This window comes from Rhodococcus sp. NPDC019647 (assembly GCF_044389235.1).
GTDB lineage: Bacteria > Actinomycetota > Actinomycetes > Mycobacteriales > Mycobacteriaceae > Rhodococcus_F > Rhodococcus_F oxybenzonivorans.
This window is the reverse complement of sequence record NZ_JBIRXS010000047.1, coordinates 1-19,676: the sequence shown is the minus strand read 5'-3', so window position 1 is coordinate 19,676 and position 19,676 is coordinate 1. Positions and strand designations below refer to the sequence as shown.

20 protein-coding genes and 1 pseudogene are annotated in these 19,676 nt (G+C 65.0%); 9 read left to right on the top strand and 12 right to left on the bottom strand.

Features of this window, described 5'->3' with window-relative positions; genetic code table 11:
- Positions 1 to 20: 20 nt before the first annotated feature.
- Both ACH49N_RS37150 and ACH49N_RS37145 read right to left on the bottom strand, forming a co-directional pair.
- Positions 21 to 1,124 (bottom strand): NAD(P)-dependent alcohol dehydrogenase, encoded by a 1,104-nt coding sequence (locus ACH49N_RS37150; RefSeq protein WP_358278134.1) that lies wholly within the window; start codon positions 1,122 to 1,124, stop codon positions 21 to 23.
- A 33-nt stretch (positions 1,125 to 1,157) separates the two neighbouring features.
- On the bottom strand, positions 1,158 to 2,639 hold the full coding sequence (locus tag ACH49N_RS37145) for an aldehyde dehydrogenase family protein (protein ID WP_358278136.1): 1,482 nt from the start codon (positions 2,637 to 2,639) through the stop codon (positions 1,158 to 1,160).
- A gap of 239 nt (positions 2,640 to 2,878) precedes the next feature.
- On the opposite strand from ACH49N_RS37145, the gene ACH49N_RS37140 reads away from it, so the two are divergent.
- The gene (locus ACH49N_RS37140; RefSeq protein ID WP_358278138.1) at positions 2,879 to 3,358 is read left to right on the top strand and encodes a MarR family transcriptional regulator; all 480 of its coding nucleotides are present in this window, start codon (positions 2,879 to 2,881) and stop codon (positions 3,356 to 3,358) included.
- 61 nt (positions 3,359 to 3,419) lie between these two features.
- On the opposite strand, the gene ACH49N_RS37135 is transcribed toward ACH49N_RS37140, so the two are convergent.
- The 5 genes from ACH49N_RS37135 to couN all read right to left on the bottom strand — a co-directional run bounded on the left by ACH49N_RS37135 (position 3,420) and on the right by couN (position 8,337).
- A complete protein-coding gene (locus ACH49N_RS37135; protein ID WP_358278140.1) occupies positions 3,420 to 5,000 on the bottom strand; it encodes an FAD-binding oxidoreductase in 1,581 nt (526 codons plus the stop codon).
- 424 nt (positions 5,001 to 5,424) lie between these two features.
- Positions 5,425 to 5,766, bottom strand: a complete 342-nt coding sequence (locus ACH49N_RS37130) for a WhiB family transcriptional regulator (protein WP_358278142.1) — start codon at positions 5,764 to 5,766, stop codon at positions 5,425 to 5,427.
- Positions 5,767 to 6,029: 263 nt separating this feature from the next.
- A complete protein-coding gene (couM, locus tag ACH49N_RS37125; RefSeq protein ID WP_358278144.1) occupies positions 6,030 to 6,503 on the bottom strand; it encodes a p-hydroxycinnamoyl-CoA hydratase in 474 nt (157 codons plus the stop codon).
- A 35-nt stretch (positions 6,504 to 6,538) separates the two neighbouring features.
- Entirely contained in the window at positions 6,539 to 7,429 is an 891-nt protein-coding gene (couO, locus tag ACH49N_RS37120; RefSeq protein WP_358278146.1) for a 4-hydroxyphenyl-beta-ketoacyl-CoA hydrolase, read from the bottom strand.
- Complete coding sequence (couN, locus tag ACH49N_RS37115; RefSeq protein WP_358278148.1) at positions 7,426 to 8,337, bottom strand: 4-hydroxyphenyl-beta-hydroxyacyl-CoA dehydrogenase; 912 nt, start codon at positions 8,335 to 8,337, stop codon at positions 7,426 to 7,428. Before couN ends, couO begins: the two co-directional genes overlap by 4 nt.
- A gap of 114 nt (positions 8,338 to 8,451) precedes the next feature.
- Here couN and couR point away from each other — a divergent pair, with 114 nt between their 5' ends.
- Both couR and ACH49N_RS37105 read left to right on the top strand, forming a co-directional pair.
- A complete protein-coding gene (couR, locus tag ACH49N_RS37110) occupies positions 8,452 to 8,892 on the top strand; it encodes a MarR family transcriptional repressor CouR (protein WP_358278150.1) in 441 nt (146 codons plus the stop codon).
- A 171-nt stretch (positions 8,893 to 9,063) separates the two neighbouring features.
- A pseudogene (locus tag ACH49N_RS37105) lies at positions 9,064 to 9,219 on the top strand (IclR family transcriptional regulator); the annotation flags it as partial.
- Between the two features lie 126 nt (positions 9,220 to 9,345).
- On the opposite strand, the gene ACH49N_RS37100 reads toward ACH49N_RS37105, so the two are convergent.
- On the bottom strand, positions 9,346 to 10,350 hold the full coding sequence (locus ACH49N_RS37100; protein WP_358278152.1) for a helix-turn-helix domain-containing protein: 1,005 nt from the start codon (positions 10,348 to 10,350) through the stop codon (positions 9,346 to 9,348).
- A gap of 217 nt (positions 10,351 to 10,567) precedes the next feature.
- Between ACH49N_RS37100 and ACH49N_RS37095 the strand changes: the two genes are divergently transcribed.
- From ACH49N_RS37095 to ACH49N_RS37075, 5 genes are all read left to right on the top strand, one after another.
- Entirely contained in the window at positions 10,568 to 11,101 is a 534-nt protein-coding gene (locus ACH49N_RS37095; RefSeq protein ID WP_358278154.1) for a 2,4'-dihydroxyacetophenone dioxygenase family protein, read from the top strand.
- A gap of 26 nt (positions 11,102 to 11,127) precedes the next feature.
- A complete protein-coding gene (locus tag ACH49N_RS37090) occupies positions 11,128 to 12,423 on the top strand; it encodes an MFS transporter (protein ID WP_358278156.1) in 1,296 nt (431 codons plus the stop codon).
- Positions 12,420 to 13,496, top strand: coding sequence for a 2,3-butanediol dehydrogenase (locus tag ACH49N_RS37085; protein ID WP_358278158.1), 1,077 nt, complete (start codon positions 12,420 to 12,422; stop codon positions 13,494 to 13,496). The genes ACH49N_RS37090 and ACH49N_RS37085 overlap by 4 nt, the downstream gene beginning before the upstream one ends.
- Before the next feature lie 96 nt (positions 13,497 to 13,592).
- The gene (locus tag ACH49N_RS37080; protein ID WP_358278160.1) at positions 13,593 to 14,063 is read left to right on the top strand and encodes a 2,4'-dihydroxyacetophenone dioxygenase family protein; all 471 of its coding nucleotides are present in this window, start codon (positions 13,593 to 13,595) and stop codon (positions 14,061 to 14,063) included.
- Positions 14,064 to 14,205: 142 nt separating this feature from the next.
- The gene (locus ACH49N_RS37075) at positions 14,206 to 14,958 is read left to right on the top strand and encodes a glucose 1-dehydrogenase (protein WP_358278162.1); all 753 of its coding nucleotides are present in this window, start codon (positions 14,206 to 14,208) and stop codon (positions 14,956 to 14,958) included.
- A gap of 477 nt (positions 14,959 to 15,435) precedes the next feature.
- On the opposite strand, the gene ACH49N_RS37070 is transcribed toward ACH49N_RS37075, so the two are convergent.
- The 3 genes from ACH49N_RS37070 to ACH49N_RS37060 form a co-directional block, all read right to left on the bottom strand.
- The gene (locus ACH49N_RS37070) at positions 15,436 to 16,194 is read right to left on the bottom strand and encodes a nuclear transport factor 2 family protein (RefSeq protein ID WP_358278164.1); all 759 of its coding nucleotides are present in this window, start codon (positions 16,192 to 16,194) and stop codon (positions 15,436 to 15,438) included.
- A gap of 51 nt (positions 16,195 to 16,245) precedes the next feature.
- Positions 16,246 to 16,593, bottom strand: a complete 348-nt coding sequence (locus ACH49N_RS37065) for a nuclear transport factor 2 family protein (protein ID WP_358278166.1) — start codon at positions 16,591 to 16,593, stop codon at positions 16,246 to 16,248.
- 440 nt (positions 16,594 to 17,033) lie between these two features.
- Positions 17,034 to 17,876 carry an SDR family oxidoreductase gene (locus ACH49N_RS37060; RefSeq protein ID WP_358278168.1) on the bottom strand — a complete coding sequence of 281 codons (843 nt, stop codon included), beginning with the start codon at positions 17,874 to 17,876 and terminating at the stop codon, positions 17,034 to 17,036.
- Positions 17,877 to 18,031: 155 nt separating this feature from the next.
- Here ACH49N_RS37060 and ACH49N_RS37055 point away from each other — a divergent pair, with 155 nt between their 5' ends.
- Positions 18,032 to 18,937: a helix-turn-helix domain-containing protein gene (locus tag ACH49N_RS37055; RefSeq protein ID WP_358278170.1), complete on the top strand. Its 906-nt coding sequence runs from the start codon at positions 18,032 to 18,034 to the stop codon at positions 18,935 to 18,937.
- A 382-nt stretch (positions 18,938 to 19,319) separates the two neighbouring features.
- Here the strand turns inward: ACH49N_RS37055 and ACH49N_RS37050 are convergent.
- On the bottom strand, positions 19,320 to 19,676 hold a 357-nt coding region (locus ACH49N_RS37050), incomplete at its 5' end, for a helix-turn-helix transcriptional regulator (RefSeq protein ID WP_358278172.1).

The window sequence follows — 19,676 nt, the reverse complement described above, 5'->3', positions numbered from 1 at the left end:
TGAACTCGGGTCCGGGCCGGTCAGAACCGCAGGACCGGCTTGATCGATGTGCCGGCGACCATGTCGGACACGGCGGTGTTGATGTCCTCGAACGCGTAGTGCGTGATCAGACGGTCGATCGGCAACCGCCCCGAGCGCACCAGGTCCACCAGGACCGGAATCAGCGTTTGGGTTTCGCTGTCACCGAGGGTCAACCCGACGATGCTGCGGCCGGGGATCATGGCGTTGACGTCGACCGGCACCTCGGTGCCGAAGGCGGGGGCGCCGACGATGACGGCGGTACCGCGCGGGGCGAGGGCGTCGATCGCCGTGCGCAGCACCCCCACGTTGCCGGTGGTTTCCACGGCTCCGTCGACCCCGGCGCCGGCGGTGATCTTGGCGATTTCCTCGGCGGTGTCGACTTCGGTGGCGTTGACCACATGGGTGGCACCGAGTTCTCGGGCGAGGTCGAGCCGCTCGGGAACACGGTCGACGACGATCACCTTCGCCGCGGGGGTGAGGGCGGCGGCCATCACCGCCGACAGCCCGACCGCCCCGGCCCCGGTGATCAGGATCGTCTGCCCGGGCTTGGGTGCGAGCACGTTCCACACCGCCCCGACCCCGGTCTGCACACCGCAGCCCAGCGGGGCGAGCAGATCCAGTGGGGCGTCGGGATCAACCTTGACCGCGCTGCGTTCATCGACGATGGCGTGCTGCGCGAACGAGGACTGGCCGAAGAAGTGGCCGCCGAGGGGCTGACCGCCGCGGCTGACCGGGCTGGTTCCGTCGGCGCGGGCACCGCCGATCAGGTTGAGCGGCAACCACGTCGCACAGTAGGCGGGGTGCCCGTCGCGGCAGTTCCCGCACGCACCGCATGAGCTGAACGAGAGCAGAACGTGATCACCGACGGCGACCGTGCTCACGTTCGCCCCGACCGCCTCGACGACGCCGGCGCCCTCGTGCCCGAGAACACCGGGCAGCGGGAAGGGCAGGGCACCGGAGGCCACGCCCAGGTCGGTATGACACAGGCCCGCGGCGACCAGGCGAACCCGGATTTCACCGGCCTGCGGTTCGGTGAGTTCGACGGACGAGAGGGTGAACTCGGCGCCGCCGGTTTCGACGACAGCGGCTGTGGTGGTGCTCATGACTACTCCTGGGAGAAGAAGGGGGGACGGGGGTCAGTCGAGGGAGATGACGACGGACTTGACCTTGGTGTAGGACTCGAGGGCCTCGGGGCCGTACTCGCGGCCGAACCCGGAGTTCTTGACACCGCCGAACGGCACAGCCGGGTCGAGCATCGCCCAGTCGTTGACCCAGACGATTCCCGCCTGCAGCTTCGCTGCCACCCGGTGCGCGCGGGCGACGGTCCCGGTCTGCAGGCCCGCCGCCAGACCGTATTCGGTGCCGTTGGCCAGGGCGATCGCCTCGTCCTCGGTGTCGAAGGGCTGCACCGTCAGCACAGGCCCGAAGATCTCCTCCTGCACCACACGGGAGGAGTTGGCGAGGTCGGCGATGACGGTGGGCTTGTAATAGAACCCGCCGCTCAGGTCCAGGCGCTCACCACCGGCGATGATCCGGGCGTTCTCCTCGCGGGCGATCTGCACGTACTCCTCGACCTTGCGGACGTGCTTGTCCGCGGCCATCGGCCCGACAACGGTGCTCGGGTCGAAGGGATCACCGACCGGCACCCCGGGAACGGCGTCCCCGAGAATGGTCAGGACCGTTTCGTAGAGCGGCCGCTCGACCAGCAGACGCGGACCGCCCATGCAGAACTGGCCGGTGTTGAACACGAATCCCTTGATGATCGCCCCGATCGCTTTCTCCACATCCGCGTCGGCGAAAACAATGTGCGCGGCGTTGCCCCCGAGCTCCATGGTGACCGATTTGAGGTTCTGACCGGCCACGCTCGCGGCGTGCCGGCCGATCGCGGTGGAGCCCGTGAACGCGATCTTGTCGATGCCCTGATGCTGCAGCAGCGCCTCGCCGACGGTCGAGCCCTTACCGGTCACCACGTTGACCACACCGGCCGGAACACCGGCTTCGGTGAGGATCTCGGCCATCAGCAGGGCGCTGAGCGGGGTGTCCTCGGCGGGCTTGTGTACGACGCTGTTCCCCGCTGCGAGGGCGGGGGCGATCTTCGAGCTGCTCAGGATCAGCGGGAAGTTGAACGGGGTGATCGCACCGACGACACCGAGTGGTTCACGGCGGGTGTAGGCGTGCGCGTTGAGCGGGGTCTCCCGGTTCGAGCCACCCGCGGTCTGGGCGAGGGCGGCGCAGTACTCGTACTGCTCGGCGGTGGTGAGTACGTCGACCGGTCGGCACAGCGACACCGGCTTACCCACATTGACGGATTCGACGGCGATGATCTCGTCGGCGCGTTCGCGGACCAGTTCGGCGACCCGGTTGAGGATCCGGGCGCGTTCGCGACCGGAGAGCGCGGACCAGCGGCCGTCGTCGAATGCCGCGCGGGCCGCCCGTACGGCGACGTCGAGATCCTCCGCGGTCGCCTCGGCGACCGAGGTCACTACCTGCCCGGTGGACGGGTCGACGATATCGGTCCGTGTTCCGCTGCCCGATTCGCACCACTGTCCGTCGATGAACAGCTGGCGAGGCCCGATCTGCGGGCGGGTGATGCTCACGGTGTCGTCGGTGACGGTCATGGTTATGCCTTCGCTTCCAGTGAACCCGCCAACATTGGCAGGGTTCCTTGTTGTCTACGTGGGTGGGAGGTCGAAAGAGTTTGCATCGCAGACCGAAAAGGGTTCAGCCGATGCGTCTTCCAAGAGCATGTGCGGGGATCACGGTCCTGTGCGCGGCCCGGGGGACGATCTAAGATGGTCAGGAAACCTGAGGTCGGTGACCGTCGGCCTCGAGCATGCGACGCGGGGAGAACACGCCGATGACCGTCACGACCGACCGGACCGACGACGTCGGTACCGACCTGCCCGTCGACGCGCCGACGTTGCTGTACGCGATCAAGCAGGTGGAGCTGGCCATCCGCGCCCGCATGGACACGATCCTGCGGCCGCTGGGGTTGACCGCCCTGCAGTACACCGCGCTGACGGTCCTGCGGCGCCGGGGCGGGCTGTCGTCGGCGGAGCTGGCCCGCAACTCGTTCGTCACGGCCCAGACGATGGGCGAGATGCTCGCCGCCCTCGAACGCCGCGGGCTGGTCACCCGGCAGGTCGACCCCGACAACCGCCGCCGCATGTTCACCTACCTCACCGACGAAGCACACCAACTTCTCACCGAGTACGACACCGAGATCTGCGCTCTCGAGGAGCACATGGTGCGCGAGCTCAACGTGCGCCAGCGCGAGGCGTTCCGCGGCTACCTCAGTCGCTGCCGCACCGCCCTGGGCGAAACCCCGCCACACTGACGCAGGTGGAAACCCGGTGCGGCGGCCGGTATGCCGGCCGCCGCACCGGACCATGCGGCTGTCAGAGGTTCTGACCACGGAACCGTTGCGGCCACACACCCGACTTACCGGGGGCGATGATGCCGTTGGGGTCGAGGGCGTCCTTGACCTTCTCGTGGAACTTGAGCAGGGCGCCGTCACCCCAGTTGAACGTGGCCATGACGTCGTCCATCAGAGCGTTGTGCGTGCGGTATTCGCCGTATCCCTCCTCGGCGGCCTCACGGACGAGGACCTTCGTCATCTGCAGGGCTTCCTCACGCACGTCCGGGATGGAGGTGTCGTAAACGAACAAGCACACGTGGTGCATCTCGCGTAGGCCGACGATGAACTGGGCGGCGTAGTCCTTGCTGTACTCGTTCGCGCGGTCGCGGACCATCTCGAACTGCTTCATCGCCTCCCTGCCGTCCGGGGCCGAGACCGGGGAGAAGCAGATGTGACCGCCGTTGGGAACCCAGTCGAGCAGCTGCAGCTCGTCCAGGCTGGGGATGCCGTTGTTGATCTTGTGCCGGTCCTGCAACACGTGGCCGCCGCGGTCGTCGCGCTCGGTGTGGGTGTAGAACCGGGCGCCGGGGATCTGCCCGAAGGCTTCCTTGATCATCGTGTAGTACATCTCGATCATCGGCGGCGGACCGTAGAGGGTGCCGTAGAAGTTCCAGTACCCGAGGTTGAGGTCCTGCTTCATCTTCTCGATCGCCTCGGCCGGCATCGGCCCGTCACCGTCGAACCACTCCGAACGCTTGGACACCGCGGCGGCGTCCATGAAGATGTTGCGTAGTACCGGCACGTTCTGCAGCGGAGCCATGTTGATGCGCAGCGGCAACATGATGTCAACGATCTGCTCGAGATCCTCTTCCTTGTCGAAGGTGATCAGGAACGACTGCGACGCCGGCGGTTTGGGCATCAGCGCGATACCCATCTTGGTGACGATGCCCAGGTTGGACTGGGTGAACATGCCGTCCGGGCTCGGCCCGAAGCCGTACGGGAACAGCTGCCAGGTATCACTGCCGGGCAGGGCGCCCATCCCGGTGCGCATCACATCACCCTGCGGCAGAACCACTTCCAGTCCGGTCTGCCACATGAAGTGGTCGCCGTACGGGGTGTAGCCGACACCGCGGTCCAGGGCGTTGCCGACGACGCTGCCCCAGCCGAGGTCCGGACAGTCGAGCATCAGGTTCAGGTTGTTGCTCTCGAGGTACTCGTACAGATCGAAGTAGGTGACCCCGGGCTCGAGCAGCGCGTAGGCGTACTTCTCGTTGACCTCGAGGATCTTGTTCATCCGCTCACCGGTCTTGACGATCACCGAACCCGACAAGCGCGGCGAAGCGCCACCGTAGCCGTTGTTCTTCCCGGTTGACACCGGCGACAACGGAATTCCGTACTCGTTGGCAATCCGGACGATCGCCTGGACCTGCTCGGTCGATTCCGGCGATACCACCGCCGAAGGCACGTACGCTTCGGCTGCGCCCACCGGATACGGGTCCCGAAAGCCTGCGAGTTCATCGGCAGAGGACAGCACCCATTTGTCGCCGACCACGTCACGGAAACGCGCGAGCGCCGCGTCGAATTGTTCCTCGGACAGACCGGGGGGGAGGGTTCGGGTCATTCTTGGCTGCTCCTTATTCGGGCGACCACCTCGACGTGGTCGCGTCGTGCGCGGGACCGTGGGACAGTCGCGCTTCTCAACTATCAGGATTCCTTGCATAAATTGTGAGTCAGCTCACTGGGAATCGTCAATCCGCTATGCGCAACGCTCCCGCCCCGGGAAGAGGGCGATAATCACTGGTCAGCCCACTGTGTGGGGGCGTGGTGCTATCCGCTTTGCGCAGCGTGGTGCATGACGGCCATGGCGAGGATCGGCCACCCAAACACCCGGCTTCGGTGTGTTCGGGTCGATCTGGATCCGCTGGTGATCGTTCGGTGGCATCGGCGAAGGTGTTGGTCCGCTGCTGTGGGATGCCGATCCACGAAGGGGATGCCCGGTGGCGGCGTACTGCGGTCGGGATACCTCTTCACCACGCACATGTTCGTCACGTGCGCGAGCGCGTGAAGCGGTGATGGTGTGTTGCCCGCCCGGCGGTTGTGATGTTGCAGTGGCGGGCGGTGACGCGAGTACGTCGGGTGTGGCGGGTGCGTTCGGTTTCGGACATGCCACCCCAGATGCCGTAGGCCTCAGTGGCAGTGAGGGCGTGGGCGCGGCATTCGGCGAGCACGGGGCAGGCCTGGCAGATCTGTTTGGCGGCACGCTCGCGCTGGGCGCGGGCGCTGCGGCGTTCACCGTCGGGGGAGAAGAACATCTCGATGTCAGCGCCACGGCAGGAGCCGCGGTGTTGCCAGCCCGGGGTGACGCGGTGGTGCGAGTGATCAGGCATTTGGGATGGATCGCTTTCGGAAGGAACAGAGTCGGGCCGGTCGCGCTGTGGTGGTTCCTGAGAAGGGTTGTGCGACATGACCCCTCGACACGTCGCGGATTCGTTCGGAGGCACAGGTAGAGACCAGTCGGGAGCAACCGCACAAGCCGGAAACTGCATGGACCGCTGCCACCACACGAACCCCCGCCCGGCCGACGTCGCCGGCCTCACGAACCCCCCGCGCCGGCATCGCGCGAAGGACTCGTGAAGGCCGGGGATATGGCTTATTCGAAGAAGCGGTACACGGCCTCGACGACCACGGCGGGGCGCTCGCTGCCTTCGAGTTCGATCTTCCCGTCGATGGTGACCTGGACGCCGCCCTTGGGGAGGGGTTCGACGGAATTCAGTGTGGCGCTGAGTCGGACGCGCCCTTCGGCGGGCACGGGGTTGGTGAATCGGACCTTGTTGAGGCCGTAGTTGACGGCCATGGTGACGCTGTCGACGGTGAGGATCTCGTCCCACATGGGGATGATCAGCGACAGCGTGAGGTAGCCGTGCGCGATGGGACCGCCGAAGGGGCTTTCGGCATTGGCGCGTTCGGGGTCGACGTGGATCCACTGGTGGTCGTCGGTGGCGTCGGCGAAGGTGTTGATTCGTTGCTGGGGGATGTCGATCCACGAGCTGGTGCCCAGCGGTGTGCCCTCGAGGGCGGCGAGGTCGGCGAGGGTGGCGACCCGGGTGGTGGTGGCGGTGGTCATGAGAAGTCTCCTGGTGGTTTCGGGTGAGAGCCGGGTCAGTGCTTGATGCCGAGAACGCGCAGCGCGTTCTGCTTGAAGATCAGGGGCGTGACCTCGGGTTTGATGTCGAGGTTCGCGAAGTCCTTCATCCAGCGGTCGACCTGGATGACGGGGAAGTCGGAGCCGAAGAGCACCTTGTTCCGCAGCATCGAGTTGGCGGCCTTGACCAGCTGCGGCGGGAAGTATTTCGGTGACCACCCGGACAGGTCGATGTAGACGTTGGCCTTGTGGGTGGCGATGGAGATCTGCGCGTCCACCCACGGCACGGCCGGGTGGGCCATGATCATGGTGAGGTCGGGGAAGTCGGCGGCCACGTCGTCGAGGAGCATCGGGTCGGAGTAGCGCAGTTTGATGCCGTGCCCGCCGGGTAGGCCGGCGCCGATCCCGGTCTGTCCGGTGTGGAACAGGGTGGGGACCCCGGCCTCGGTGATGGCCTCATAGAGCGGGTAGAACTGCCGGTCGTTGGGTTCGAAGCCCTGCATGCTGGGGTGGAATTTGAATCCCTTGACACCGTAGTCGTCGACGAGTCGGTGCACGCGCCGCACGGCGGCCTTGCCCTGCCAGGGGTCGACGGAGCCGAACGGGATCAGGACGTCGTTGTGGCGGGCGGCGCCCTCGGCGATCTCCTCGACCGAGTTCGCGGCGTGTCCGGTGGCCGAGGCGGCGTCGACGGTGAACACGACCGCGGCCATGTTGCGGGAGCGGTAGTGCTCGGCGATCGAGTCGATCGACGGGGTGCGCTCCTCCCCGGACTTGAAGTACTTCTCGGAGGCGGCCATCAGCTCGTCGTCGAGGGACCGGTGCCCGCACCCGTCGATCTCGACGTGGGTGTGGATGTCGAGGGCGTCGATCGTGTCGAAGTCGATGCCGTACTCGTAGCGGCTCATTTCGCCATCAGCTCCTCGGGGAATTCTTCGCCGACGGTCTCGACGGCGTCGCCGAACGTTCCCGCCCACTGGGCGGCGATGTCGTCGGCCGACCAACCGCCGTCCGAGTATTCGACCGCGGTGAGTTCGGGGTGTGACCACAGTGCGAGGCGGTCACCGCCCACGGAGAAGGCCTGTCCGGTGATGTCGGCGGCGGCATCGCTGGCCAGGAAGCTGATCAGGCCCGCGGCGTCCCCGGGCGTTCCCATGCCGACCTTGCGGCGGAGGATCTCGGGCAGCACACCGGTCCGCTTCGACTCCTCGATGTGGGGGGCGAAGAGCGGGACGGTCTCGGTCATCGCGGTGACCGCGACGGGGCAGACGGCGTTGGCGGTGATTCCGGCGCGCTGCAGTTCGAGCGCCCAGGTGCGGACCATGCCGACGATGCCCGCTTTGGCACCGGAGTAGTTGGTTTGCCCGAAGTTGCCGCGTTGGCCGGCGGGGGAGCCGATGGCGATGATGCGACCGCCGTCGCCCTGTTCGCGGAAGCGCAGGACCGCTTCGCGGACGCAGCTGAAGGTGCCGCGCAGGTGCACAGTGATCACGGCGTCGAAGTCGTCGTCGGTCATCTTCCACAGCACTTTGTCGCGCAGGATGCCGGCGTTGGTGACCATGACGTCGAGGCGTCCGAATGCCTCGACCGCGCCGGCGACGAGCTTCTGGGCGGTCTCGGTCGGCCCGACCGGGGCGACGACGGCGACAGCCCGCCCGCCCGCGGCGGTGATCTCGGCGACGGCGGCGTCGGCGGTGGCCTGGTTGACGTCGTTGATCACGACGGCGGCGCCGTGGCGGGCCAGGTCCTTGGCGTAGGCCAGCCCGAGGCCCTGTCCGCTGCCGGTGACGACGGCGACTTTGTTGCTGAGGTCCATGTCGATTCTCCTAAAGGGTGGTGTCCGCTGAATCACACGAAATCATCTATGATTGAGAAAGTCAATCATTGAGGTTTGCTACGCTGCTGAGAACTTTGTTCGGAAGGGGTTCGCATGGGCCAGTCGCAGGCATTGTCAGACGACATGGGATTCCTGCTCTCGCGCGTTGGCGGCATGGTGCTGGGGGCGGTGAACAAGGCGCTCGTCCCGGTCGGACTCCGGGTGCGCTCGTACTCGGTTCTCGTCCTGGCCTGCGAGCGCGCGGAGGGTGTCAATCAGCGCAGGGTGGCCGCCACCATGGGTCTCGACCCCAGTCAGATCGTCGGACTGGTGGACGAACTCGAAGAGCGCGGCCTGGTCGTCCGGACACTCGACCCCTCGGATCGACGCAACAAGCTGATCGGCGCCACCGATGAGGGGCGACGCCTCCTCGGCGAGGCGAAGATCCGTGTCGATGCCGTGCACGTCACCTACTTCGATCGCATTCCTGAAAAAGTCAGGGCCGTAATGCGGGATGCCCTGCAGGAGATCGCTTTTCCGCCATGTGAGCAATGAGTTCGTGCGAACCTACTATTGCTCGACTCTGAGAACGAGATTCGAGGTCTCCGACCCAACCGATATTGCCCTACGAGAAGTCAACGTTCGCGACAGCGCCGCCATCACTCGCGACTGATGCACCGATCGAGGCGTTCGATGTGTCCCATCCGCCTCGGTTCGCAAGGTGGCGAGCGACTGTCCGCGCGGGGTGCCGTGACCGTGGTCGGGCGTGCCGGGGGACGGCTGCCGCGGCACGCGTCGAGTGGTGGTCCGGTTCTGCTGGCATTCGGCGGTGTCGATGCCCTGCTCGAGCACCTTCAGGCCGATGCCGCGCTCACGGAGTTCGGCGCCGAGGGTGACCAGATGCAGCACCGACCGTCCGAGCCGGGTGATCACCAGGACGTCGCCCCTCGCGGTCCTGGCCGGGGCAGCTCGCGATCAAACGGTGGCGCAACGGCCCACTAAGCGAAGTTACGAGCTACCGCCGGACGGGGCGTTCGTTGCTGCGTGAGGCTCGTCCATCGGTGTCGAGGTGCGCGCCATTTCACCCTCGACGGCGTTGATGTCGACGCTGAGCGCGCGCATTTCGGACGGAGTCATCTCGTACCGGCGCCGAAAAGCGCGGGTGAAGTGCGGTTGTGACGAAAAGCCCCATTTGGCGGCGAGATCGGCGATTCTCGGGACATCGGATGCGGTCAGTTCTGCGCGGGCCATTTCGAGTCGTTGGCCGTGAATGTACCTCGAGACTGTCGTTCGCTCTTCGTCGAAGGCGCGGTTGAGGTGCCGAAGTGATATCCCGACGCTGCGTGCGACCAGTTCCGCGTTCAGGTCAGGGTCGGTGAGCCTAGTGTCGATGAGCGCCTTGACGGTCCGGCGCAACGCCGCGGACGTTGTTTCGGTGCGTTGGAACAGGGAGAGAGCCGTGGTGATGAGATCTTCGCTTGATTCTTCGGGCTCGGTGATCTCCGCCAGCAGCTCGTCTGCGAGGACGGTGAGCGCCTGCACTCGGGCGGATTCTGCACCTGTGCCCGCGCGGATGAGAAGAGGTTGGTCGGGCACCGTGTGATCGTTGCCGCGGGGCAGGTCGATCAGCAGCTGCCGCATGTCGGTGTCGAAGCCGAACAGGTACGGCTTTCCTGCTTCGTACACGATCGCGTCGCCGGCTTTGAGAATCAACAGCCCGCGGTCGTGATGGAAAAACGCCGTGCCCTTGGTCAGGACGGTGACGAAGATGGAATCCGTCGGCGACGTTTTCACTTGTTGCACGGATCGGTCGACCACATGAGGATTGCCTTCGATCGAGGCCAGCCGTGGACCGCCGAGGTCAAGATTCTTCTCTTTGGCCCGTAGGCCATCGTCACGGTAGGTGGAGCATCGGAAACCGACCAGCTCGCGGGAGTTGTAGTCCTCCCAGTACGCCAGACGGCTCGCTGGGTCGACACTTTCGGTCGAGACTGCACTCACTCGTGAGGGCACTGGGTTTCTCCTACTGCCACTGGTCGCTCATCGAACGAGATGTGCGTCACATTCGAAGCATTATGTCCTCTGCGCACCCGGGCGTCAAAGAACACCCCATGTCCGAAATTGGCGGTCCTACTCGTCCGGAATGTGCAAGACGGGTCGGTTGGCGTCGTCTTGACTCATCACATCGGCGCCCACTGTGATGGCCGCCACCAAGTTCGAGGAGCCTTTCATGCCTGAATCTGCGACCACCGAGTTCTGGTCGGAACTCAAGCCCATCGTCAATGCGCTCAAGCCGGATGCTCAGCCGGAGGTGTTTCACCAGTTCGCGCCCGAGGAGGACGAACGGTTCTACGTTCCGCTCAGTCCGACGATGCTGTCGCGGCCGTTGTGGATTTCGCCGAGTTCGAACCGGTGGGCCGATATCGTGTGGGCGAAAGAAGCCGGACTGGTCAATCGGCACTATCACCCACACGAGGTGATCGGTTACACCATTTCGGGTAAGTGGGGATATCTCGAACAGCCGTGGACCGCGACAGCCGGATCGTTCGTGTACGAGACGCCAGGCGAGGCCCACACGCTGGTGGCCTACGAGGACACGGAGCCGATGCGTGCATTCTTCGTCGTCAAGGGCCCCATCATCTGGCTCGATGAAGACGGCAACAGCACCGGCTTGTTCGATGTCCATGACTACCTCGCCCGTTGCCGCGAGTACTACGACAAGGCCGGCATCGGTGCCGCTTACGTCGACACGCTGATCCGCTGACCGGCTGCAGAGAAAACGAAATCGTCATGACTACTTTGGGTTCCCCGCCGCAGGCGACCCGCGCCGAGTACACGCCTCCCGCATTGGGGGGCGCGTACCAGAACGTGCTGACCGCCGTCATGTTCGCGACCTTCGGATTTGTCTTCTTCGATCGGCTCGCCCTGAACTATCTCAGCCCATACTTCAAGGATGAGCTGGGGCTTTCGAACTCACAGATCGGTTTGCTCGGAGGGTTGCCTGCGCTGACCTGGGCGTTGGCGGGTATCACCATAGGATTTCTGTCCGATCGCGCGGATCGGCGCAAGCCACTACTCATCGCCGCCGTCGTCCTGTTCACGCTGTTCTCCGCACTGTCGGGTCTGGTCGGTGGCCTGGCCAGTCTGCTGCTGTTGCGTGCCTTGATGGGCGCTGCGGAGGGGGCAGTGCTGCCGCTCGTGCAACCGATGGTGATCTACTCCTCGACCCCGCGGCGGCGCGGCTTGAACATGGGCCTCGTCCAAGGCTCGTCTGCAGGACTGCTCGGCGGGATCGTGGGCCCGATCGTCACGGTCTCTCTCGCCGAGGCATACGGCTGGCGCATCGCTTTCGTCGCCACTGTCGTGCCCGGCGTCATCGTGGCACTCCTGGTGCTCAAGTTCGTTCGCGAGCTACGCCTGCGGCACCCGGCCACCCTCGCCCAAGATGCGGCGAGCGAACATCTCGCGCACGGGCCCAGCGATTCCACGATGAACCTCGCCGATGCACTGCGTACCCGAAATATGGTTGTGTGCTTGTTGGCGGCAGTGTTCTACCTGACATGGTTCACCACCACACAAACATTCACGCCGTTGTATCTGACCGACGCGAAGGGCTTCAGCGGTGCGGAGTTGAGCTTCGCGCTCACCGGTATTGGAATCGCCTGGATCGTGTGGGGCGCCCTGGTCCCTGGCATCTCCGACCGGATCGGACGCAAACCCACGATGATCGGATTCACCGTCGTGGCGGCAATCGCACCTCTACTGATCATCGTTATCGACTCCCCGGGTTGGCTTTTCGCGGCCCTGATCGTCACCTACACCGGCACGGGGTGCTTCACGTTGATGATGGCGACGATTCCGGCCGAAACTGTTCCTCGACACTTGGTTGCGACGTGCCTCGGGCTGATCATGGGCACCGGCGAGATCGTCGGCGGGTTCATCGCCCCCTGGGTGGCCGGCATACTTTCCGATGCCTTCGGGCTTCAGATCTGTATGTTGATTTCCTCCGGTGCTGCCCTCGTGGTTGTGCTGCTCAGCTTCGTACTGAAGGAAACGGCACCGTCGAAAGTCTTGGCGGCAGCATGACGAACTCGGCAATGGCTGTGCGATGGCACGGCGCGGGAGATGTGCGCCTGGAATCGGTGTCGATTGCTTCACCCGGGCCCGGCGAGGTGCTGATCCGCTGCGCCTACTGTGGGGCGTGCGGGAGTGATGTGCACGAGATCCACGACGGTCCGCACGCGATCCCCACCCACGTTCCGCATCTGCTGTCCGGCGCCACCGCTCCGCTCACACTCGGTCACGAGTTCTCCGGAACGGTGACAGAGATCGGATCCGGTGTTCCGGGCCTGGACGTCGGCGACCCGGTCGTGATCGAGCCGAGCTACCGATGTGGCGACTGCGAGGCGTGCCGCGCGGACCGCTACCACTTGTGTCGTGGATTCGGGTTTGCGGGTCTGATGGGGGACGGCGGTATGGCCGAGCAGGCGGTTGTCCCGGCGTACATGGTGCACCGACTGCCGAATGGTTTCGACCTCGCCCAGGCAGCGATCCTCGAACCGGCCGCCGTGGCCTTGCATGCGGTCCGGCGCTCGGGCCTGGTCAAAGGCGACAGCGCCGCCGTCATCGGACTGGGCCCGGTGGGGTTGCTCATTACGGCGCTGCTGGCGCTGCGCGGTATCGACCCGATCATCGGTGTCGATCCCATCGCCGACCGCCGCGGCAAGGCGCTGTCATCGGGGGCCACCAGCGTCATGGACCCGATGGCACAGTCGGATACGGCCGCGGACGTTCGACGACTCGCCGGCGGGACAGGCGTCGACGTCGCGTTCGAAGTGGTCGGGGCGCAGGCCAGCTTCGACACCGCGCTCGAAGCCACCCGCGCCGGTGGCCGGATCGTCCTGCTGGGGCTGACCGCCCGCCTCGAGTTCGACGCGATGTCTCTCATCAACAACGAGGTCAGCATCGTCACCAGCGTCGGATACAACGACTGCCACCGGGAGCTGATCGACCTCGTCCACACCGGACGGTTGAATTTGAAGCCGTTCACAGACGATGTCGTCCCCCTCATGCAGGCGCCACAGATCTTGCAGGGGATGGCCTCGGGAGACGTCCGTGGCATCAAAACACTCGTCGATTGCGGCGCGAACGCCCGATAACCGACGCCGAGGTCCGAAATCGTCGGACCTCGCAGCGCCAAACTCAACCACGAGTCCGGACCAGAGTGGCCGTGACTCAGATCCAGAGGAGCAATCATGACCGCAGCTGAAACTACTTACCAGGCGTTCGCCAGCTACATCCCGGACGAGGGCAACGTCTGGGTACCCTGGGACGAGGCCAGCGGCTCCGAGCTCAAGCTCGTCAAACTGAACCCGTCCAACGGCGAGATGATCGTCTTCATCAAGACGCCCCCGGGCCAGACTCTGACCAAGCATTTCCACCCCGGGACCGTGATCGTCTACGTGATCCAGGGGAAATGGACCTACAACGAAGGGTGGGTTGCCGGCCCCGGCGACTCCGTGGTCGAGGCCGCCGGATCCACCCACGCCCCGAGCATGGTCGGGGACGAGCCGACCATCATCTTCGCGGTGATCCAGGGATCACTCGAATTCGTTGACGACGCGGGCAACCGAATCGGATACGACAACTGGCAAACGCTTCTCCAGCGCTACAACGATCACTGCGCCAAAATCGGTGTCACCCCACGAGACTTGACCACGTGGTGACACATATATTGACCCCCAGGCAATTTCGGCGTGATATCGAAAAGTTCAGAGTTGACTTTGGCGATTCCGTGAGCTCGGTGTGGCTGCATGTGCGTGGATATCGGACGATGCCGGCCCGGGTGAGAAATGAAAGGCACAATTGATGTTGCTCGAAGGTAGGGCCGGTGTAGTCACCGGCGCGGCCGGTGGCATCGGTCGAGGTATCGCTCTGGTCCTCGCCTCCGAAGGTGCTTCGGTCATCGTGTCCGACCTTGACCGCTCCCGTGAGGGGGCGGAAGAGACCGTGGCGATCATCGAGTCGAAGGGAGGTACCGCGAGTTTCTGCGCGTGCGACGTGACCTCCGCCGAGGAAAGCAGCGCCCTGGTCGACAGCAGCATCGCCACGTACGGGGCGCTGGATTTCGCGGTGAATAACGCCGGTGTTGCCGTGCACAAGCCATTCGCCGAGATGAGCGACCGCGATTACCAACTCGTCACGGATGTGAACCTGAAAGGCACGTTCCTCGGGATGCGAGCGCAGATCCAACATATGGCGGCGCACGGCGGCGGCTCGATCGTCAACGTCGCCTCCGTTGCCGGCTTGGTCGCGGTGCGCAATATCGGCGTCTACACCGCGACCAAGCATGCTGTGCTGGGTATGACCAAGAACGCCGCGATGGAATATGGAGAATCAGGGGTACGCGTCAACGCCGTGTGCCCGAACGCAATCCGCACTCCTCTACTCGAGGGGTCTCCAGAAGACTTCACGCGTGCGCTGATAGAGCCGCAGGCAATAAAGAGGTTCGGCGAACCCGAGGAAGTCGGCGACGCGGTGGCCTGGCTGCTCTCGGACAAGGCCGGATATATCACCGGTGTCGCGTTGCCGGTCGATGGCGGTTACCTCACCGGACCGTGATTCTCACCCAATAGTTGGGGTGGATACGAATTTCGCAGTACTTTCGCCGTCATCTGGCATGGCGACGAGAGAAGGCGGCGGCGGGGAACGGCAGCCCAATCCCCGAGACGCGCAAGTTCTCAGCCGCAAGGCGCTTTGAGAAGCTTCGGACCACGCAGTGACCACAGCGCGGCGCAGGTCGGGGGTTGGGAGCCGGGCACGGAGGGCGAAAATCACATCGGGTGACGGCGCGGCGAAAGACGTGTAGACGAGGCGGTCCATCCCCGCCGTCACTGTGGCGTCGACGAACGACTTGTGCGCCTCGGCTCTGGCCACGCTCTCGGGCGTCGAGACCATGAACACAGTGACGTGGTGCTCGTCGCCATCGTCATGCCGACGAGCACCGCCGGCGGACCACCCGACCCGGGGCGCGGTTGTCCCGCGAGGTGGGGGCCAGGCCCGGCCGCGTTGTGAGTGCGGCCGGGCTGCGGCCGCTTGTCAGAATTTGCCGTTGGTGTTCTTCCATTCCTCGCGCGCCGGGATCGGTTCGACGATGTCCCAGTGCTCGGCGACCTTGCCGTTCTCGATGCGGAACAGGTCGTAGAACGCTGTGGGGGCGCCGTTGAATTCGCCCTCGCTGGCGAGGAGGACGAAGTTGCCTTCGCCGAGCACATGGTGGATGTGGTGGTACTTCGCGGTGATGCCTGCTTCCGCCCAGGACTGGAACGCTGCCTTGAGGTTGGATACCCCGTCAGCGATCAGAGGGTGGTGCTGGAGGTAGCGATCACCGTCGCAGTAGTCATCGACCTTGTCCAGATTCCCGCCCACGAGGACGTCGCGTACGAATCCCTCGGCGACGGCCTTGTTGGCTTCGGTCTTGTCCACGTCGACGATCTCGGTGGGACCGTCGATCAGGGTGCGGCCGCTCGGGTTGGGTTCTGTAACGGCCTGCAGGTTGTCCCAGTGCTCGACGATCTTGCCGTCTTCGAACCGGAAGATGTCGAAGCCGACCTGGGGTCCGAAGAGGTTGTACTCCGATTGGGCCACGACGAAGTCGCCGTCCTGGAACACGCGCACGGTATTGACGCTCGACCCGTTGGGCACCACGTCGAGCAGGGCGCGGAAGCCGGCGAGTCCGTCGGCGGCGGCGAGGTTGTGCTGAATGTACTTGTCGGCGTTGATGATCGAGACGGGTTCGGGTGCCCCCGAGGCGATCGAGGCGATGAGGTCGACGACTTGCTGCTTCTGAGTGGTCATGGGTTCTCCTGATGAGTGGATGGGATCGGTTTCTGCACCATGTGAAATGGTTCAGAACATGGTGTTGGAGTTGGCTGCTGTCTGCTGTACGGGCTGGATCACGTCCCAGTGCTCGACGATGGCCCCGTTGTCGACTCGGAAGATGTCGACGATGGCTTGACCGGAGTCGTTGGGACCGTTGGTCGAGTGAACGTGCAGGTACACCAGGTCTCCGTCGACGGCACTGCGCACCACGGTGGCCCTGGAGGTGGGGTTCTGCGCGAAGTTGGCCGTGAGAAGGTCGACGAAGGCGGCTTTACCGTCGGGCACCTGGGGGTTGTGTTGCTTGTAGTTCTCTGCGATGACCGACGCTGCAGCCGGGTCGTGCCGGTTGAAGAAGCCGTCATAGAACTCCAGCACGAGCGCCCGGTTCGCCTCTTGGGTGGACTGCGCCTGGGCGGAATGGGGTGCGGCACCGCCGGTCTGACGATGAGCCGCACCCGGTTCAGGGTGAGTGATGCGATCACGGCCAGTTGCTGCGGCGGTGCCTGTCGCGCGTGCAGTCTGTCGTCGTTGTCATTGCGTAGCGGCCGGTGTGATGGTTCCCTCCGAATCTGCTGTTCGACGGTGGGTCGCGGGCGAACAGCATGCTTGCAGTGGCTTTTTCCTGTAATCGCATCGCATCGCATCTGCGCGTTGCAATTTCCATTTTCGGACGCCGTGAACTCGGTGTCATGGAGATATGTAGTCACATGCTGAACAAATCAGGACATGCGGTGTGCGTTCGGGTATCACGTACTGCCAGTTGTGCGCGCCGGTGGCGAGCAGATCGGTCTCAGGCGGGGACGGCGGGAAGTGGATCAGCGGTTGCGGAAGTGTTCGCGCAGGCTTTGCGCGTCGCGGCCGGTCACTGTCGCCACGTCGTCGGTGACGTGGGCGAACTCGCCGGCGGCGATGGCGGTGTAGGTCGAGACCCACGCGTCGTACTGCCACTGCGGAACGTCCCAGCGGCGGCGCGATTCGTACGCCTCCTCGATCGTCTCGTCGAGGTAGGTCACCGCGCGGCCTGTGGTCTCGCTGATGATGTCGGCGGCCTCGGTCAGCGTGAGGGCTCGATGCCCGGTGAGGGTGTACGTCGCATCGCGATGAGCGGCGGGATCGGTCAACACTGTTGCGGCGACACGCGCCACGTCGGCGCGGGTGACCGGTGCGAGGCGACCATCACCGGCCGGTCCGCGGATCACGCCGTCCTCGTCGGCCAGTTCGGGGAGTATGTCGGCGTAGAAGCTGTTGCGCAGGAACGTGTATGGCAGACCACGCGCGATGATGTGTTGTTCGGTGGCCCAGTGGTCGCGGGCGAGTGTAAACGTGGCGTCGGGGGATGCGCCATTGAAGGATGTGTAGACGATGTGGCTCACGCCGGCCGCCGCCGCCGCATCGATGAACGCGCGGTGTTGGTCGAGTCGGTCGGCGCTCTCCGCGCCGGACACCATGAATAACACGTCGACCCCGGCGAGCCCGGCTCGCACGTCGTCGCTGTTCGCATAGGTGCTCGCGACCACCGTCGCACCAGGTAGAGATGGTGCCCGCTCAGGTGTGCGCGCGAGCAGCCGCATGGCCACTCCTCGAGTGGACAGCTCCCGGGCGATCATGCCGCCAAGGTGGCCGGTGGAACCGGTGAGCGCGAGCGTCGGGGTGGTCATCGAGACTCCTTACACCACGAACGAGGAACACTGTTCCCGTCGCGTGGAGGGTTGATTACTTGTCAGGTGGATGCCGCCGATCCGGCGTTCTTTCCTCTACAACCTCTAGTATTGGACACCTCTATCGGAATGTCATGGTGATATGAGGTCGAGCGGTGAACAAAACAGGACAAACGCGCATCTGGAACGTTGGCTACCCAACGACTCGACCAGCCATCGAAGTGCTGTCGCTGGCAGATCTGCGCGCCCGCGCCCTCCGCGCGCGCGAGGAGTTCCTGCGGCCCCAACGCGTGCACTTCGAGCTGCTGATAGCCGTCACCGGGGGCACACTGCACCACACGGTCGACTTCGTCGGCCACCACCTCCATCCCGGTGACGTGCTGTGGATACGCGCCGGGCAAGTCCAGGAGTGGGAGTGGTTCGACGACGACGTCATGACCCAGCCCGCCGAGGTTGCCGCGACCATAGTGCTGTTCGAACCCACCAGTGTCGACGAGCAGGCCCGCGCACTGTGCGACCCCCGCTCGTTCTGGCCGGCAACAGCAACCGCCCAATCACCGGCGTGGCGTTACCTGGACGACCTGGTCGCGGCCGCCGACCGAACCTTGCCCCGGCGGATGCACGAAGAGCTCATGGGGCGAGTGCTGAGCCTGCTCATCGTCGAACTCGCGCTTACCGATCCCGTCGAGAACGCACCGCAACCCGACGCCGGTAACGACCTGTTCACCGCGCTGACCGCTGCCATCGACCGCGACTACGCCACGACAAGGACCACCAGCGACTACGCCCGCCAACTCGGCTACTCTTCCCGCACGCTGAACCGCTGCGCCCTGCGCAACACCGGATCGACCGTCAAGCAACTGGTCGACCAACGTGCACTGCTGGAAGCCAAACGACTCCTCGCCCACGACACCCGCCCCGTACAAGCCGTCGGGCGTGCGGTCGGATTCGACGAACCCACCACGTTCAACCGCTTCTTCCGGCAGCGAACAGGCATGACCCCACTCGAGTTCCGCACGGCGCGCGCCGCCCCGAGCAGCCGAGCGAAACACTCACAGTGACCCGCAGAGACCCCGCCACCCACCCCACCAGGTCTCGCGAAATACGCAAGGGGGTCCGACGAAGGGCTACGGCACTATCCGGCGGACAGTGACCCCGCCGTGCGTCGCAGGTCGGGCCGCTGATCCTGCCCGGGTACGTTCAGGGGTCGCCGTCGCGAGCAGGCCGGCGGCGTTGTTCGCGGCGGGCGAAAATCATGCGGATGACGTCGTGGCCGCTGACCTCACCGGAGTGGATCGACACCGCCGCCCGGCACATGTCCTACCAAATGTGTGGCGATCTTGTCGACGTCGATACGGCCCCGGCCTGCTCCAGCACGTAGTCGGTGCGGATGTCGAACCGCCGCAGCCGCTGATCGAGAAGATTCGCCGACTGCGACCGATATCAATAGCCGGTGTTCGGCGATTGGGTTTGGCGATCGATGCGATCAGACCGGGTCCACCGCGGGGTCTGATCGCGATACCGGCTGGGGCCGGTCCCGTATTGCGTGCGGAAGGACCGGCTGAAGTGCGCGACGTCCTTGAAGCCGACACGGTCGGAGACCTCCGCGACGCTCGCATCTGTGGTGAGCAGAAGTCGTCGTCCCCGTTCCAGGCGGGCCCGGATCAGCCAGGCGTTGGGAGTGCTGCCGTGTTCGCGGAAAATCTGGGACAGATACCGCCGTGACATGCCCAAAGTGGTGGCGATGTCGGCGAGGGACAGGGTCGGATCGTGCAATCGCCCCTGCATCAGGTGGTGGGC